We start from the raw sequence: 18281 nt of genomic DNA, 5'->3' as shown, positions 1-18281 counted from the left end.
CAACGCGTGAGCAGCTACGATCCAGCAAGGAAGCGACCAAGAATAAGAAGAAAGCCGGGATCAAACAGACACCCGGCGGCCTGACGCCGCGGGCCAAATTTCGTACCGTTCAGCGCGATCTCGAGCGCATTTGTTACGCCTGGGGCGGCAGAGTCCCTGAGGGCTTCCGAAACACTTGGCTGCACCTCTTCGCTACGAGCCTGTCGCATACTTCGACGCCGGCCGAAGTCGAGCAGAGGGTCATGGCAGCAGCCGCCTCGGCGACACCGTTCCTGCCGGCCGCGGAGGTGAGGGCCGTGGCGAAGCTCGCCAGTCGCCAGGCGGGACTTCCGAGATCCACCGCCCCCCTACGCGACGGCCGCTATCACTACTCCGGAGCTATGATCGCAGAACTGCTCGGCATCTCCGGGCGGACATCCGAAGCTCTCGGGCTGGAACAGATTATGCCTCCGGAAGAGCGGGCGAGTCGCAAAGCGCGAAGACAGCGCGCGCGTCGGCATGATGCCGGAGCCGCCGCCCGCAATGAGTGGCTGGAGAAGAACGACCAGGAACGGCGGCAGCCTTGGGTCGCGCTCGGAATTTCCCGGAGCACTTTCTTCAGACGGAAACGGGCCGGCATCGTTGCTGATAGCCAAGAATCGAGCCGGTACGATGAGACTGGTCCGTGCCCGCTACAGGGGGGCTATGCCTTGCCGAAGGCGCAAGCTGAGGAGCCCCGCTCCTCAGCTATTCTGCCCCCGCACCAGCCACCAGCCACGCCGCCGCAACCGTCCGACGACGAAGCGGAAACGCATGACATTCGCATTCCCCGTGCAAATTGCCCTCGAGATGGCATTGTTGATTCAAGCCCTTGCGTGCAATCTGCTCTCCAGTGGGGAGACGGGTATTGCAAGTTGAAGATTTCATTACGCGGTGGCGTGCATCCGGCGGAAGCGAGATCGCGAATTTTCAGACCTTCGCGTCCGAGCTCTGCGACATACTCGGGGTCGACCGCCCGAAACCTGCCCAGAGCGATGGCCAGACAAACGACTACCGCTTCGAACGCCCAGTCACCGAAACCCACACTGGGACACGCCGACGGCGGCGGATAGATCTCTACCGCCGACAGTGTTTCGTCATGGAGGCGAAGCAGGGCGCTGGCCCGAAGGCTGAATCCGAGCAGCTCAGCCTCCTGTCGGCTGAGGACGCCCCCCAGGGTCAACTGGGGCATGGTCGCCGAGGCACGCGAGGCTTCGAAGATACGATGCTACGCGCCCGAAACCAGGCGGACGGCTATGCCCGAGCAATCTCGAAGGAGGACGGATGGCCACCATTCCTGCTGGTCGTCGACGTTGCACATGTCATCGAGGTCTACGCCGACTTCTCCGGCCAAGGACAGGGCTACACCCAGTTCCCCGATGGCAACCGCTACCGCATCACCCTGGAAGATCTCCGGGATGACGAGGTCCGCGAGCGTCTGAAGACCATCTGGTCCGATCCCATTTCGCTCGATCCCTCGCGCACCGCGGCACGGGTCACCCGCGAAATCGCCGACCACCTGGCTCAGCTTGGACGCAGCTTCGAGGGCCAGGGCCATGAGGGAGAGGATGTCGCCCGTTTCCTCATGCGATGCCTCTTCACCATGTTCGCCGAGGACGTCGAACTGCTGCCGAAGGATTCCTTCCGCGACAAGCTGCGGGAACTGCGAGGCAAGCCCGAGATGGCCGCGCCGGTGCTCCAATCGCTTTGGGAGACGATGAACACCGGCGGCACCTCGACGGTCCTCATGGCGAAGCTCCTCCGTTTCAACGGCGGACTCTTCCGCGATGCCTCGGCGCTGCCCCTGTCCGAGGTTCAGCTGAGCCTGCTGATCGAGGCAGCCGAGGCCGACTGGAAGCAGGTCGAACCGGCGATCTTCGGCACGCTGCTGGAACGCGCTCTCGACAAGAAAAGCCGGCACAAACTGGGCGCCCACTACACGCCGCGGGCTTATGTCGAACGGCTGGTGATGCCGACGATCATCGAGCCCCTGCGCGCCGACTGGCGCAGCGTGCAGGCCGCCGCCGACCTGCTGCGCAGCCAGGGCAAGGATAAGGAGGCGCTGCGCGAGGTGCAGAGCTTCCACCGCAAGCTCTGCGAGGTCACGGTCCTCGACCCCGCATGTGGTAGCGGAAATTTCCTCTACGTCGCGCTCGAGCTGATGAAGCGACTCGAAGGCGAGGTGGTCGCCACCATGGAGGAGCTGGGCGAGACGCAGGCCAACCTTGGCCTTGCGGGATATACCGTCGACCCGCACCAGTTCCTCGGGATCGAGCTGAACCCCTGGGCCGCCAACGTGGCCGAGCTGGTGCTGTGGATCGGCTACCTGCAATGGCACTACCGCACCCACGGAAAGGCGGCGCCTTCAGAGCCGATCCTGCGCGACTTCAAGAACATCGAACATCGCGACGCCGTGCTCACATGGACGGACCGCACGCCCCGGATGGACGACAACGGCGCGCCGGTGACCCGCTGGGACGGCACGACAACCATGCGCCACCCGGCGACGGGGGAGGAGGTGCCGGACCCCGCGGCGCGGATGCAGATCTACGACTACGCCGACCCCCGCCCGGCTGTGTGGCCCGAGGCCACCTTCATCGTCGGCAACCCGCCCTTCATCGGGGCGAGCCGGATGCGCGAGGCGCTGGGCGACGGCTATGTCGAGGCGCTGTGGAACGCCTATCCGAAGATGCCGCAGAGCGCTGATCTGGTGATGTTCTGGTGGGAGAAAGCGGCGCTGAAGGCCCGTGCGTTCGACGGCCAGACCGGGTTGCGGAGGTTCGGCCTGATTACCACGAACTCGCTGCGCCAGACATTTAACCGACGGGTGTTGGAGCCGCATCTGGGCGATTCCAAGCGTCCCCTGTCGCTGCTTTTTGCAATCCCGGACCATCCTTGGGTGGATACGGTGGACGGCGCGGCGGTGCGGATCGGAATGACTGTGGCAGCGGCCGGCAGCCGACCGGGGCGGCTGGTGACTGTGGTGTCCGAAAGCGGTGAGCGGAACGAGGCCGAGGGGCGGCAGGTCGAGTTGAAGGCCGAGATGGGACTGGTGTTCTCAAATCTGCGGATAGGGGCGGATGTCGGTGGCACGAATGCATTGCTTGCAAACGATGGTCTTTCGTCACCGGGAATGAAGCTGCATGGCGCGGGCTTTATCGTCTCGCCGCCTCAGGCCGAAGCTCTCGGGCTTGGCTCATCGCCTGGATTGGAGCGGCACATTCGCCCATATCGCAACGGCCGCGACCTGACGGCTTCACCGCGCGGCGTCATGGTGATCGACCTGTTCGGCTTGTCTGAGCAGGACGTGCGCACGCAGTATCCGGCCGTCTTCCAGCACGTCATTGATAACGTAAAGCCAGAACGAGACCAAAACAGGCGCGACGGATATCGGAAGAACTGGTGGATCTTCGGAGAAGCTCGTCGCGCTATGCGACCGGCTTTAGAAGGGCTCACCCGATATGTCGCGACCGTTGAGACGACGAAACACCGGAGCTTCCAGTTCCTCGAAGCAGATGTCATCCCCGACAATATGCTCATCGCGATCTCTCTCGACGACGCGGCCGCACTCGCCACGCTATCCAGCCGCATCCATGTTACATGGGCCCTCGCCGCCGGCGGCCGCCTCGGAGTCGGCAACGATCCCCGCTACAACAAGTCCCGCTGCTTCGACCCCTTCCCCTTCCCGGACCTCACCCCCTCCCAGCGCACCACCCTCCGCCAGCTCGGCGAGGAGCTCGACGCGCATCGCAAGGAGCGGCAGGCGCAGCACCCGAAGCTGACGCTGACCCAGATGTATAATGTCCTCGAAAAGCTCCGCGCCGGCGAGGTGATCGAGGGGAAGGACAAGCAGGTCTACGAGGACGGGCTGGTCGGCCTGTTGAAGGACATCCACGACCGGATCGATGCCGCCGTAACTGCGGCCTACGGCTGGCCCGCCGACCTGTCCGAAAACGACATCCTGATGAACCTCGTCGCCCTCAACCACGAACGCGCCGCCGAGGAAGCGCGCGGCCATGTCCGCTGGCTCCGCCCCGACTACCAGAACCCCGACGGCCGCGCCGCCGAGGCGAAGCAAGGCAAGCTGGAGATCGCCGCCGCCGCCAAGACCGGCAAGGCCCCATGGCCGAAGTCGCTTCCGGCCCAGATCGCCGCCGTCCGCGAGGCGTTGGAGGATCTCGGAGAGGCCGACGCCGAAACCGTCGCCCGCACCTTCACCCGCGGCCGCGCCACCACTGTCGCCCCGCTACTTGAGACCCTGGCAGGCCTCGGCATGGCCGAAATGACCGATGAGGGCCGCTATGCCATCTGACCGCCTCTTCATCATCGAGCCAGAGGGGTTGCCGGATCTCGCTGGCATGATGGTCGCCACGCTCGACGCCCTTCGGCACCTCGGCGGGTCGGGCAGCATCCAGGAGATCGACGAGACCGTCATCGAGCTCGAGGGGCTCTCCGAAGCCGAACAGGCGATCCCGATGCCGAACAATGATCAACGCCTGAAGGTGAACTACTACCTCGCCTGGGCGCGCACCTACCTTCGGCGAGGCGGTGCCGTCGAGAACTCGGCACGTGGTGTCTGGGCCATCACCGAGGCCGGCAGCGCCATCCACGATCGCGCACCCGCGGCTGCCATCGTCGAGACCGTTCAGGCTGAGGAGCGCGAGAAGGCGCGTCAAAAGCGCAAGGCCAAGGAAGCGGCCGAAGTTTCCGGCGATGCGGATGTCGTTATCGCAGACGCGGATGCTGGGCCGGCGGACGAAGAGGACTGGAAAGCCGCGCTGCTCACCGTCCTCGGGTCCATGGCGCCAGATGCCTTCGAGAGGCTGTCACAGCGGCTTCTGCGCGAGGCTGGCTTCACCAAGGTCGAGGTCCGCGGAAAGACCGGCGACGGCGGCATCGACGGGCTCGGCGTCCTGCGCGTGAACCTCGTCTCGTTCCAGGTCTACTTCCAATGCAAGCGCTGGAGAGGCAGCGTCGGCGCAAAGGAAATCCGCGACTTCCGCGGAGCGCTCCAGGGCCGGGCCGACAAGGGGCTTTTTATCACCACGAGCCACTACACCCCGGCCGCGACCGACGAGGCGACCAGGGACGGCGCCATCGCTATCGACCTCATCGACGGAGACCGTTTGTGCGACCTGCTCAAGGAGAACGGGCTCGGGGTCGGGACGGAGATGGTCGAGCGGGTTCGCATCGACGGCACATGGTTCGACAGCGTCTGAGCGCATAATACCAATTTTTCTGACGGTCGCGTTTCCGACCTTCGACCGACGATCCGACATTCTTCCTGCCACCTCGGTACGGGGTGGTAGCGCCGAGACGGTATTACCGGCGCTTACCATTACCCGAGCAGGTGCCAAGAATGACCGAAGCTATCAAGAAGACCAACGCCGCCCTCGAGAAGAAAGTACGCAAGGCGGTCGCTGACATCCAAACGAAGGGCGAAAAGCCCACCAACGCCGCCGTGCGGGAGATCACAAAGGGATCGTTCCGCGACATCGGGCCGATCGTGAAGATCGTCCTTGCCGAACAGAAGGCCGCGGCCGAAGCGTCGCGCGCGGCACCCGACATGCCCGAAGAGGTTCTCGACCTCTACGCGTCCGCTTGGGAGGCGGCGTGGCGCTGCGCCGACGAGGCCGCAGCTGCCGAACGGCGTGCGCACGCCAGCCAGCTCGCCGAGGTCGAGGAGGAGAAAGCGGAAGCCCTCGACAACATCGGACTGGTCGAAGACGAGCGTGACGGTGCCGTCGCCGAGGCAGAGGCTGCCGTGGAACGCGCGCAACAGGCTGAGGAGAGGGTCGCTTCGCTTACGGCAGAGCTCATGGAGGCCAAGGTCCTCATCGCGAAACTCGAAGGTCGTCTCCTTGGGCGGGAGGATTTCGCCTCGCAGGGCAATAGTCACGCATCCAACGAAGACAGCTCCGCAGCGCATGCCGTGGAGGACGACAATCAAATGCCTCTATTTCCCGACTCCGGCGACGACCGGGTCGTCGGGCAAGACGATGACGGCGGCGCGAAGCGAGTAGATGATCCCGACGGCGAACAGGACGCAGCGTAATATGAAGATGCCGAGGCGCCACCGTCTCGGCATCTCTCGTCATGATCCGCGAACCCGCTGGCGCTCCTTGGCCGCATTGGCGACCTTTACAGGCCCAGTGAACTCGTCGCGGTGCAATGCCGCGACCTCGGGGCGTTTCGCCGTATCGAGAGTCTGCCGACCACTTTCGAGATTGAAGCCTCGATCTTCGGCATTCGCTTCGATCACACGCAGGCCGAGCGCGAAGCGATCCCGGAGAGACCCGTTTCCGTCAGCGAGTTGGACGGCGTCCCGGGTCGCCATCCACGCCGTTCGCAGCTGAAGGTTGGTTGTTTTGTTGAGGCGCTCCCGGATCTCATCTGGCTTCGCCCCCGATGAGATCGACCATGCATCAGGAAAGCTCGCCTCGGTCATTGTAGGTGGCGTTCCGGCCGTTACTGCCTCGAGCGGCTCCGGCACCGGCTTCTGCTTGGCTCTGAGGGCCGCCGCAACGACCCCGGCGCGGCGTCGCGTCTCGGCATCCTGATGGTCCCGTTTGCAAGCCCGTCGCTCGCTCTCCGCTTCCAGTTCTGCATGGGCTTCCTCTCGCTGACGGAGACGGAAAACCCGTCTGGCAAAGCCGACCAACACGTCGAAGGCGGGCCGGATCGCGTCCTTGAGCTTGCCACGCTCCTTCTTGTCGGCAGGCGCTGCGGGTCCGAAAGTAAGGCCCTCCCGGCGGTCCCGATCCCCTGGCCGGTAATCTATCTGGCGCTCCTCGATCGCCCGTGTCCCGACAGTCAGCGCCCTGATCCGTGCCTCTGCGGTCGAAGCGACCGACTGGCCGCGCGAGATCTCCTCGCGTGCTTGAACGGCCAACGACGCGACTTCATGCTCGCGGACCAAGAGGTCTACCTTGTCTCCAGCCATCGAGGCCTTCTCGCGCGCGAGGTGTCGCGCGCTCTCGGCGGCTTCTTTCACAATTGCGGCGAGCTGCTTTTCCTGGCCAGAGATTTCAATCGCCAAGATCTTGCTGCGCTTAGCGTCTTCAGCCTGCTGGGCTTTCGCGGCCTTCGCCTTCTGGTAGTCCGCCCGGCTCAACCGATGGCGCTTCGGCCCATACCGGAGAAGTCCGGCCCCGTCGAAGACCTCCGCATGAAACGAGTCCTGCCAGCCGCGCATGGCCTCGCAGTAAGCCCTGTTCGCCCCATGTCCGACAGCTTTCCTATCTGTGTCACCGGCGTCGACATGGGCGGCATTGAAGGCGGCCTTCGCAGCATGTCCAGGATGCAGGCCGTCGGCCCGTCCAGCCTGCGGGGCGACGGCGAGATAGTGCGCATGGACATGTTTCTCATCCCAGTGGATCACCCCCATCAGGAGCACACCTCCGCGAGCTGCCAAGGTCTTCTGCTCGTGCTGCATCGCCTCAGTGAGAAGCGCGACGCAGTCGGCGGCGAGAGCCGGATCAACGAGTGCGTCGCGCGTAAGTGTCGGAAGCGAGACGACGGAGGAATAGAGCGTCCGGGCATCTGATCGCAGCTTCCGCCAGGCCTTCTTCTTTTTCCCGTCTTTGCCCTTCCGCATGTAGGATTCCTTTACAGCCGCAGCCTTGTCATGTTCGGCCCGCACAGCTGCGAACGATCCCACCGTGCCCGGAAGTATCTGCGGCGGGGGGCAACCGGGGTTCACGTGCAGTGAGGCCATGGGATGACGCTCCGCTTCCCTAAGAACCTCCTCGGCGGTCCATGCCCGCGCGCCGTTCTTACGTATCTTCGTCGGCTTGCTGCCGGGTGCGCCCTGGACGGAAAATGTCTCCAGGCGCGCAAATTGATATCCTTCCATCGCCATCTCCTTTGTTCGAGGCGACGGGGAAATAGGTAAAAAGGGTGCCCCTCCGGGAATGTCTGCGACGCGCGCCGCAGGCGCGCGTATCAGGCATAGTGTCCGACTATGCGTAGTGCGAGACGCTCCCCTCCGGGGGGGCTCACTACGCGCGGCTCTCCGAGGGCCCCTTGCGCCGGGGAGGCGGTCCTGGGCGGACGGCCAACGGAAGCTCGCTGCGCGCACTCCCGCGCCTCCGGCGGCCGGGGGGGGAGTCGTTCCGCACTCTCCCCCCGGCCCCCCGCTGCTCGGGCCTCCCCGGCCCCGGCGAGGAGGGGGCAAGCCCTCTCCCCGACCTCTCCCGACATGACGGCGCCGAGCGCCAGGACCACATCGCGATGCCTTCGGCCGAGATCGCAAATTGGCGGGAGTGACGCGCGCAGTGGCATGGTCCCTCGGTGCGTCTTTCCGTTTCGGCTCCTCTCTGCGAGAGCCGAAACGGAAAGACGCACCGGGGAGAAAGACGGAAGACGAAGAGGGAAGATCGAACGCTTCTTGACCCGGACCTGATCCGGAAACCCCGAGGGAGATCCTCTCATGTTCGATTTCATCCCACCATCCGAGCACACCGGTCTTGCGTCATCGGACGCCTTCGACGAGCTTAGAGGCTTCGTCGAGGAGCATCGCGAAGGCCTCCTCACGGCCGCGGAATTGCTGGGTGCCACACCCGGTCTGCGCCTCGCTCAAGCGGCGCTGGACGGCGTGGCCGCGCCGCAGCTACCGACGCGCAGCACGATGAGAGCGCTCGCCGGTCTGCTCGACCTGCTCATGCTCGAGCACGTTCAAGATCCGTCGCGGATCGAAGCTGCCCAGTTCGCGCTGATCGATCCAGCAAGCCCTGTCGTCGAAGACATCTGCTTGCTCGCGGACGGTCTCGAAGCGGCTCTGACGTCCTGCCAAGAGGCCGTCGTCGCCGAGACGTTGCTCGATACGGGGAGGGCCGCCGCATGATGCCGAGTCCTCTCAAGAACTTCCCGCCGCTGGTCAATCTCATCGCAGATACGGAGATGACCGAAATCTCGTTTCGCGGATAGCAGCCATCGCTTTGATGCAGGCCCATATCGTCACGACACAGGTCCACGACGTCGTGATCCCGCATCTGCCGCCAGAACGGCGCGCCATCGCCCGAACCTTTGTCGGTCGGCTCGATCGCCGCGGCTCTTTTCGCTGAGCATTCTGGACGAGCTCGACGCACTCAGGACAACGCTCCAAGATCGGGTAGACGCGGGCACCTACACATCCTGGCACGGCGACGCAGATCACGTACGAGGCGGGCTACGAGTTGCTTCATGTCGATCCCGCCGCGCGAAAGCTCGGCAAAGTGATCGGAGAGCTCGACCTTCTGTCAAACCTCGTCCTCGCGACCATCTCTGCGCTCGACGCCACGCGAGAGGCTGAAAACCTGATTCACCGATAAAAGATCCGCGGTGCACCACGTGGGGTGCCGCGTCTTGAGGGTCGCAAGACCCAAGCTCATGGCTGGATCACCGTGAGCGGGCGTGTCGACACCCATCTCCTTGCTGCTGCTCCATCGACACGCATCTTGACAGAGATCTGCCACCGATAACGGGGGTGTACCCCAAGAAGAAAAATCCATCCGCTATCTGCCGCTGAACCGATCTCCCTCCCGAGAGCGGCAAGCCGCTCTCGACCAACCAACCAACCCGATCGTGGAGGGGAAAATGGAGCGCATAGAAAGCTGTCGGGCCGAAAGCTTCGATCGCCTTCCTTGCTTGTCGCGCATCATCGCCCCCCCGGGGAGAGTGCTGATGTCCCAGAGCTACGGCTATGCGCCGCGCCTGATGCAGGCACGTGAAGCTGCAAGATACCTCGGCCGTGTCCGAGAGCAAGTTTCGCAGCCTTGACCTGCAATCGAAAAGGTCCGGCGGAAACCGCCTCTGGGACCTCCGCGATCTCGACGATTACGCCGATCGCCTCGAATACGATGGAGAAAAGACATGCGAGAACGAAATCGACGAAGCGGCGGTGGCATTCCGGATGGCCACCAGAACAGGCAGCGGCATGAAACTGAAAGGCCTGAAGCGCTACGAAAGCAGCGGCATCAAGTACGTCTACCACCGCGCACGGGAATCCAGTTGCCAGCCCATCTTCCCGAGGACCACCCAGACTTCCCGGCCGCCTACCTCGCGGCCTGCAATCAAGGGGTAGCCAAGCCGGGCGAAGGTCGTAGAGCTGGTAAAGCCAAATTCTGTTGCCGATATCGTTGCCCGGTACCTGCGCTCGCACGACTTCCGGGGCCTTTCTGAGTCCTATCAGGATGTCCGACGCCGTGACATGAAGCGACTTCTGGCGGGTGAACGATGGCGCCGTCGGCAGGGTCGCTTTCGCAAGCGTGCGCCCCGAACACATCCGACACCAGATGGATAGCATGGTAGCGAAATCCCGCCAACGAGCGTCTGAAGTCTTGGAGCGCTCTCGGAGACTTCGCTCTCGGACGGCGTCTGATCATCACGAAGCCCACCGAAGGGGTGAAGAAGCTCAAAGTAGATGCCACGCCGGGCTACCCTCCGTGGACTTTCTCGGACATCTCCAAGTACCGCTCTCGTTGGGAGTATGGCACCGAAGAACGCATGGCCTTCGAGCTGCAATACTGGGCCGCTGCCGGATCTCGGACTCCGTCGGTCTTGGCCCCGAGAATGTCGATGATGATGGTTGGCTTGTCTTCATCAGAAGAAAACCGGGAGTGAAGTCTCGGTGCCATTCGACAGAGGCTTGCCGGCGTTCGCGGTAGCCGAAGATCTCGAGCATCTTCGCCTCGCCATCGCGGCCATTGAACCGCGCCGGTTTGCCGGAGACTTGAAACCTGAGAAGGATGAGAGTCATGGAAAAGAGCAAGATGGCCAACCGCTATTCATCCTGAGGTTCGCGCCCGCGCGGTGCGGATGGTTGCTGGAACACCAGAGTTCCTATGAAACGCAGGGCGCCGCGATAGCGGCGATTGCACCGAAGATCGGCTGTATTCCGCAGACGCTTGCAGTCTGGCTGAGGAAGGCCGCCAAGGACGCCGGTGCTGCGGCGGGTGGCACGAGTAGCGACGAGCGCGATCGGATCAAGCTGCATGAACGCGAGAACCGTGAGCTGCGTCAGGCGAACGAGATCCTCCGCAAAGCATCAGCTTATTTCGCTCAGGCGGAGCTCGACCGCCCGTTGAAGCGATGATCGGGTTTATCGACGATCATCGTGTCGTCTATGGGGTCGAGCCGATCTGCCGGGTTCTGCCGATCGCCCCATCGACGTATTATGCGCACCTGGCCATCCGTGCCGATCCATCCAAGGCGTCGGCGCGACAACAAAGGGATGCAGCATTGCGTCCCGAGATTCAGCGGATCTGGGACGCCAACTTCAAAGTCTACGGCGGTGCGCAAAGCCTGGCACCAGCTCAGACGGGAAGGCTTTGATGTCGCCCGTTGCACGGTGGCGCGGCTGATGACCCAGATCGGGCTGCGTGGGGCCGTGCGTGGCAAGGTCATCAAGACCACGCAAGGCGATATGTCGGCACCATGTCCGCAAGACAAGGTGAACCGCCAGTTCCGGGCCCCGGCACCGAACGTGCTGTGGGTGAGCGACTTCACCTACGTCTCGACCTGGGCCGGCTTCGTTTACGTGGCCTTCGTGATCGACACATTCGCCAACCACATCGTGGGCTGGCGGGTGTCAGGGTCGGCTAAGACGGACTTCGTTCTGGATGCGCTGGAGCAGGCACTCTACAAACGACGCCCCGATGGTGACGGCAGCCTGGTGCATCACAGCGATCGCGGGTCCCAATACGTTTCCATCCGCTACACCGAGCGCTTGGCCGACGCTGGCATCGAGCCCTCAGTAGGAAGCGTCGGAGACAGCTACGACAACGCATTGGCCGAAACGATCAATGGCCTCTACAAGACCGAGGTCATTCGCCGTCGCGGTCCTTGGAAAAACCTCGAGGCTGTTGAGATGGCGACCCTCGAATGGGTGGACTGGTTCAACAACCGCCGGCTGCTTGAACCCATCGGGAACATCCCGCCTGTCGAGGCCGAAGCCAACTACTATGCGCAGCGTGCCGCGCTCGATATGGTCGCATAAAGTGAAGCAAACGGTCTCCGGCAAACCCGGCGCGGGTTCATATGGGAGAACGCAGCGGAACCTTCATGTTGACGGTGCATGGCAAAGCTCGCTCCCGCAAGGGCGCCTCGCAGTGGTTCTCGGAAAGGGCTTAAATGGCCAACGTCCCCGCGGGGAAAACGTCTCACGGGCTACGGAAGAGCCGGATGATTCTTCATGCCGAGCGTGGCGCGAACATTCATCAGATCGCTGCGTGGAGCGGACATGAGACGCTGAAGGAAATCGAGCGCTACACGAAGCGCGCCGAAAGGCGGCGGCTTCTCAGCCCTGAACCCTCTGTGTTGGAGACCGGCAGGTTTTTGAAAGAATGAGCGTCCAAACATCCGAAGAGGGCCGCACTCGCTGCGGCCCTCTTGCTTTCTGCCGCGTGTCACTTCGGCGACACCTCAACGAGATTTCACAGGGGCATAAGGAGAGAAGCGACTGGGAAGCATCTTTCGGGACGCCGCAAATTGTCTAAGGCCCAATCTGCCTTAGACAAAACCGACCAAGAAGCCAGTGATATCAGTGCTTTGTGGAAGTGTCAAACGCCAGATAGTTTTTCCTCTGCCGCATAGATAAGTCTTTGAAATTGCTTGCGGCAAGATCCAGTAAGCGCATCGATCTTACCTTTTGCGTAGCAAAAGTTTACCTTTGGTTTACCTCCTGTGTCATTGAACGGTGGACACATTTGTGGCCGAATTGGCCGCTATCCATGGTCCTGAGGTAACCTCCGTATGCATGTCCTCAGTGCGAAAGAGGCGAAGTATGGCTTCGGTCGACTGATTGATCTTGCGCGGACTGAACCAGTGGCCGTGGCGAAGCATGGGCGCACCGTCGTCGTGGTGATGTCTATCGAAGCATACGAGAAGCTTCGTTCCACCGCTGACGGAGAGTACCCGACTGTTCTCGGTGAAATTGAGAAATAAGAGCAGGTATTATGCAGCATATAGTGATTTTCGAGAGTGCTTGGGCTTTCAGCGTAGCCCCCGCCGGCGCGAACCTCAGCTGCAGTTCGCAATAAATACCCACGCTGAAGCGAAGGACCGCGCATGAAAGCATTCGAATTCAATCATTTTCTTGTTAATTCGTACGAACGTTTTTCAAGATCTTTCAGCGCTATACGTTCGGATGACTTAAGCCGGGCAATAGATGAGCAGTACGATGCTGGGCGGTTCTGGCCGGACGCTCTCCTTTCATTGAACCCGCGATATCTTTCAGGCCCCACGGTGGACGATCTCGTCTTCTCCGGCGACTTAGACGAGGGAACCGGCAAGGTATTCCGCTTTGGCGAAACACCTCTACGATTTCATCGACACCAAGCGGAATCGATCGCCAAGGCGAAGTCGCACAAAAGCTATGTGGTCACCACAGGCACGGGCTCTGGCAAATCGCTATGCTTCTTCGTGCCAGTGGTCGATTCCATCATTCGCGCTCTACGCGCCGGGAAGCCTCGGACTACACGCGCGATCATCGTCTATCCAATGAATGCTCTGGCGAACAGCCAGATGAAGGAGATCGATAAGTTCATCGGACAGTCAGGGCTTCCTGACGCCCTAAAGCCAGTTGTGAAACGCTACACGGGGCAAGAGAGCCAGGAGGAGCGTCAGCGGATCGCGGCCAATCCGCCAGATATCCTTCTCACGAACTACATGATGGCGGAGCTTCTGCTGACCCGACAAGACGACCTAGACGCCCAGGTGGTCAAGAACGCGACCGGTCTTGAATTTATCATCCTCGACGAACTCCACACCTACAGAGGGCGTCAAGGCGCGGATGTGGCGGTGCTCGTTCGGCGGCTGCGCGACCGCTGCTCCCCTGACAAGGCTCCGATCTGCATAGGCACCTCGGCAACGATGGCTTCAGAAGGCACCGAAGAAAGCCGAGCGGTCGCCGTGGCCAAAGTCGCGACCAGGCTCTTCGGCTCTGAGATCGGTCCGGATGCTGTAATAGATGAATCCTTACAGCGAGCTACTGACGACACCATCAGTCTTGCGCATGCAACAGCCGCACTCGCTGATGTAGTGCGACAGCCTCTCCCGACAAAATTGGACGACGAGCAGCTCAGGAAGCACCCGCTCGCGGTATGGGCGGAACTTGCGCTCGGACTCGATGACGGGCTGGAGCTGAAGCGAAAGAAGCCTGTTCCCTTCGAGGAGGCCGTCAAACGACTAGCCGACGACAGCGGGATTGAAGCAGGGCAGTGTCGGACGCAGCTAGAAGGCTTCCTGACACTGGTAAGCCTTCCCGAAGATCAGCGCGGTGGGACGGGGGACGGAGCGTTTCTCGCATTCAAATTGCATAGGTTCATCTCCGGCGCTGGTGAGATCTTTACCACGCTTACGGACAAGCCGCGCACCGTTCTTTTCGAGGGCCAGCTTGAGGATCCCAATGCTCCGGGTAACCGGCTTTACCCAACACGCTTCTGCAGGAACTGCGGACACGAATACCACGTCGTCACCAAGACCGAGGATGACGGACACATCGGGGTTCTCCCCCGCAACATCGACGATACGCCGCTGGAAACCGACGACGACGAGGATGTGGCGGGATATCTTTGTCCAGTTCCGGACAATGATCTCGATTTTGCCTTCGATGGCGAATTGAGCGGCTACCCTGAGAGCTGGCTTGAAGAGCGCAACGGGGTCGAGCGGCTGCGGTCCTATCGCAAGAAGCGCGCGCCCGTCTCCTATGTCGTGACGCCAGACGGCCGGCATGGCGCTGGTGGGAGAGAGTTCTGGTTCATCCCCGGAAAGTTTGCATTCTGCCTCTGCTGCAAGGACGAGCCCAACCAGGGGATGCGTGAGCGAAGTAAGCTGGCGGGCCTCTCTGGCGAAGGTAGGAGCTCCGCGACGACCCTTCTCGTGTCCAGCGCTCTCGAGTGGATGAACAAGCCGACGAGCGGTGTTCCAAAGACCAAGCGGAAACTGCTTGGGTTCACGGACAATCGGCAAGACGCTGCCCTTCAGTCCGGCCACTTCAACGACTTTCTGTTCGTGAGCCTTCTGCGTGGGGCCATTCTGCGGGCCATAACTGCAGCAGGGCCCGAGGGCCTGACCGAGGATGAGTTTGGTCTCTGCGTCGTCAAGGCCCTTGGCTTTACGTCCGCAAACAAAGAGGCACGTGCCAACTGGATGCTCGATCCATCGGCTGGTGCCGTTATCCGAGAAGACGCTCAGCGTGCGCTTGCAAAGGTCTTGGCTCACCGAGTTTGGACTGACCTCCGCAGGGGTTGGCGCTACACGAACCCCAGTCTCTCTGTTCTGAAACTTCTCGATGTTGAGTTCGTCGGAGTCGCCGACATGGCATCAGACCGGGAAAGGCTGATGACAGTCCTGCCCGAACTCAGCGATCAATCCGAAGAGCAGATAGCCACCCTGCTAAAGGCCGTTCTGGGCGCAATGCTCGAAGGGTTGGCCGTTAATACGGAAGCCCTCGACCTGACTGTCCTGGACGGTGTCGCGCAGAAATCACGGTCGCTGTTGCGCGCTCCGTGGGCGATAGATGTCAAGGAGAACCCGCGCGGACGATCTTCGCTGCTCCTACGCGCGCCTGGAAAGAACGCCGTGGGACTTCGGGAGGAACAGACCCTCCTGCGCGCTGGCCACAACTCGCGGATTGCGCGCCTCATTAACAAAAAGAGCGTGTTGGGCACGAAGCTCGGGAGGGACGACTACCTCGAGTTCTTCTCGCGCCTGCTCGAGCTATTCGCCGATGAGGGCTTAATTGTCCCAGTTGAGCTCGACGCTGATCTCGTAGGCTGGCGGCTGACGCCCTCTGCCGTCCGCCTTGTGCCCGGCCCCGCGCTTTCCGACGAGAGCCAGCGGGGAAACCGATACTTCCACGACCTTTACGCATCGATTGCGGACGATCTGGCATCGGGTCACAGCGCCTATTGGGGGTTGGAGGGACGCGAGCACACCGCGCAGGTTTCCCAAAGGCAGCGCGAATGGCGTGAGTGGCGGTTCAGGTACGAAGACGACGACCTCAAAAACCTCAGCACCTCAGAATATCGGACCGAAATCAAGACCACCGGTGAATCCGAACAGTTCCTTCCAGCGCTGTTCTGCTCGCCGACAATGGAGCTTGGGGTAGACATCTCGGCGCTCAATGCGGTTTATCTCAGGAACGTCCCCCCAACGCCCGCCAACTACGCACAGCGTGCTGGCCGCTCGGGCCGCTCTGGCCAGGCAGCGGTAGTGGTGACGTACTGCGCATCGGGTTCTCCCCACGATCAGTACTTCTTCGAGCGCCGCAATGACATGGTGGCGGGTGTCGTGCGCCCGCCTGCGCTGGATATCACGAACGAAGAACTGGTGCGTTCGCACCTGCATGCGGTCTGGCTTGCTGAGAGCCGTCTCGCTCTTAAACCGGATATCCCGGATATCCTCGACCTTGGTGGCGACCGATATCCGCTGAAGGAAGAGATCCTCACCACCATTTCCAAATCCGATCTTGTCTCCCGGGCGCGCGCTCCAATGCAAAGAGTACTCGAACAGATCCTGACAGCTGATCAAGGCGCGCTACCCGTTTGGATGGAGGACCCGGAAGAGTTCGTGCTTCAAGTAGCAATGAACGCTCCGAAGGAATTTGGCCGCGCATTCGATCGCTGGCGCGAGCTTTACAATTCAGCACGCACGCAGCTGGCCGAAGCCAACGCCCGTTCGGAAATCACAGGTCTCTCGGCCGGCGACCGGCGCAAGATCAAGGCGGCACAGATGCAGGCCAGCGACCAGATTGCGATCCTCGAGCAAGGAAAGGCATCGAACGGATCAGATTTCTATTCGTATCGCTACCTCGCGACGGAGGGCTTCCTGCCCGGCTACAATTTCCCACGCCTGCCGCTCTACGCCTTCGTTCCCGGCGAGGGAAAGACCGGCTCGTTCCTCTCTCGCGCGCGCTTTCTTGCGATATCGGAATTTGGACCGCGAAGCCTGATCTACCACGAAGGTCGCGCCTATCGCGTAATAAAAGCGAAGCTCCCTCCAGAGGTTCGCGAGGGCGACGGATCGGAACTCGCGACCAAAGACATTTACATCTGCGCCAACTGCGGAGCCTGCCACGAAGGAGAAGTCGAGCGCTGCCATGGCTGCGACGCACACATGGCAGGCGAGGTGCCCATCAAGCGCACGCTCCGCATCGACAATGTGGAAGCCGCCCCCACTGAACGCATCACCGCGAACGATGAAGAGCGCGTGCGACAGGGCTTCGACATCCAGACCGTATTTTCGTGGCCGAAGAAGGACGATCAATTGCAGGTCACGAACGCGGAATTCAAATGTGGCGAGACTTCTCTGCTCGCACTGCAATACGCCAACAGCGCCGAGATCAGTCGTCTGAACAAGGGTCTGAAGCGCCGAAAGGACCAGACGGTTTTCGGCTTCAATATCGATCCCCGTACAGGCTACTGGGCAAAATCTGAGGACGAGGATGCGGAGACCGACGCTCCGCCCGATGTAGTCAAGCCAGTCCGGATCGTGCCGATCGTCAGGGACCGCAAGAACGCGCTTCTGTTCCGCTTCAAGAAACCGGAAAACTTTGACCCAAGCACGATCACCACCGTTCAACATGCGCTCTTGCGGGGGATCGAGGTCGTCTATCAGCTTGAAGAAGGCGAGATCCTAAGCGAGCCGCTTCCAGCTCGCGATAACCGCCGCGCCATCCTTGCCTACGAAGCCACGGAGGGAGGGGCCGGTGTTCTTACGCGCCTGATGGATAATCCAGAAGCGATCAGCGAGGTCGCTCGGACAGCCCTCGGGCTCATGCACTTCGAAAACATCGACGCGGCGGTTGCAAGCGGAGACGCAAGCCTGCTGACCGAGAAGGCAGACGATGCCTGCGTTAGAGGGTGCTACCGCTGCCTGTTGTCGTACTTTAACCAGCCGGACCATGAGCAGATCGACCGCGGCAGCGATGAGGTTACCCAGCTGTTGGTTGACCTTGCGCGCGGTCGCACGTTCCTTGAGCGGAGGGCGACGCCAAACGGCGCGTCGTCACCGTGGCTGAAAGCGTTTGAGGCTGCTAGTCTCCCGCAGGTCGACACCATCGGCCTCAGCTTTGCCGGTGCGGAAGCCGAATTCGTATGGCGCGGGCACTATGTCGCCGCAACGAGCCAGGCGGTTTCCGCAGACATGGCCAATGAAGCAGCCAACAAAGGCTGGGAATTGGTCGCTCTTCCAGCATCGGCCGAGGCTGGCGTCCCCAAACAGTTACTTGATCTATTGAAAGGGTAATCCTTGTGCTGAGTTTCTCACCTGGCGATTTGGTT

Annotated in this window: 9 protein-coding genes, 1 pseudogene and 1 other annotated feature; of the genes and pseudogenes, 9 read left to right on the top strand and 1 reads right to left on the bottom strand. The window is 61.8% G+C overall.

The window, feature by feature from the left end:
* Positions 1–871 precede the first annotated feature (871 nt).
* The 3 genes from RVY76_RS02720 to RVY76_RS02710 all read left to right on the top strand — a co-directional run bounded on the left by RVY76_RS02720 (position 872) and on the right by RVY76_RS02710 (position 6073).
* Positions 872–4330, top strand: coding sequence for a class I SAM-dependent DNA methyltransferase (locus RVY76_RS02720; protein ID WP_317375673.1), 3459 nt, complete (start codon positions 872–874; stop codon positions 4328–4330).
* Positions 4320–5237: a restriction endonuclease gene (locus RVY76_RS02715; RefSeq protein ID WP_317375671.1), complete on the top strand. Its 918-nt coding sequence runs from the start codon at positions 4320–4322 to the stop codon at positions 5235–5237. The genes RVY76_RS02720 and RVY76_RS02715 overlap by 11 nt, the downstream gene beginning before the upstream one ends.
* Before the next feature lie 140 nt (positions 5238–5377).
* Positions 5378–6073: a DNA-binding protein gene (locus tag RVY76_RS02710; RefSeq protein ID WP_317375669.1), complete on the top strand. Its 696-nt coding sequence runs from the start codon at positions 5378–5380 to the stop codon at positions 6071–6073.
* Between the two features lie 39 nt (positions 6074–6112).
* Here RVY76_RS02710 and RVY76_RS02705 read toward each other — a convergent pair whose 3' ends face one another.
* Complete coding sequence (locus RVY76_RS02705; protein ID WP_317375668.1) at positions 6113–7873, bottom strand: hypothetical protein; 1761 nt, start codon at positions 7871–7873, stop codon at positions 6113–6115.
* Between the two features lie 576 nt (positions 7874–8449).
* Here RVY76_RS02705 and RVY76_RS02700 point away from each other — a divergent pair.
* The 6 genes and pseudogenes from RVY76_RS02700 to RVY76_RS02675 all read left to right on the top strand — a co-directional run bounded on the left by RVY76_RS02700 (position 8450) and on the right by RVY76_RS02675 (position 18246).
* Positions 8450–8863, top strand: a complete 414-nt coding sequence (locus RVY76_RS02700; RefSeq protein ID WP_317375667.1) for a hypothetical protein — start codon at positions 8450–8452, stop codon at positions 8861–8863.
* Between the two features lie 885 nt (positions 8864–9748).
* Positions 9749–10081 (top strand): hypothetical protein, encoded by a 333-nt coding sequence (locus tag RVY76_RS02695; RefSeq protein ID WP_317375665.1) that lies wholly within the window; start codon positions 9749–9751, stop codon positions 10079–10081.
* A gap of 673 nt (positions 10082–10754) precedes the next feature.
* A pseudogene (locus RVY76_RS02690) lies at positions 10755–11995 on the top strand (IS3 family transposase).
* Positions 11047–11163, top strand: a sequence feature (AL1L pseudoknot). It overlaps the preceding pseudogene by 117 nt.
* 185 nt (positions 11996–12180) lie before the next feature.
* A complete protein-coding gene (locus RVY76_RS02685) occupies positions 12181–12345 on the top strand; it encodes a hypothetical protein (RefSeq protein WP_317375664.1) in 165 nt (54 codons plus the stop codon).
* 405 nt (positions 12346–12750) lie between these two features.
* Complete coding sequence (locus tag RVY76_RS02680) at positions 12751–12942, top strand: type II toxin-antitoxin system Phd/YefM family antitoxin (RefSeq protein WP_317375662.1); 192 nt, start codon at positions 12751–12753, stop codon at positions 12940–12942.
* Between the two features lie 123 nt (positions 12943–13065).
* Positions 13066–18246 carry a DEAD/DEAH box helicase gene (locus tag RVY76_RS02675; RefSeq protein WP_317375660.1) on the top strand — a complete coding sequence of 1727 codons (5181 nt, stop codon included), beginning with the start codon at positions 13066–13068 and terminating at the stop codon, positions 18244–18246.
* Positions 18247–18281: the final 35 nt, after the last annotated feature.

The organism is Palleronia sp. LCG004, from assembly GCF_032931615.1.
Lineage (GTDB): Bacteria > Pseudomonadota > Alphaproteobacteria > Rhodobacterales > Rhodobacteraceae > Palleronia.
This window is presented reverse-complemented; position numbering and strand designations above follow the sequence as displayed.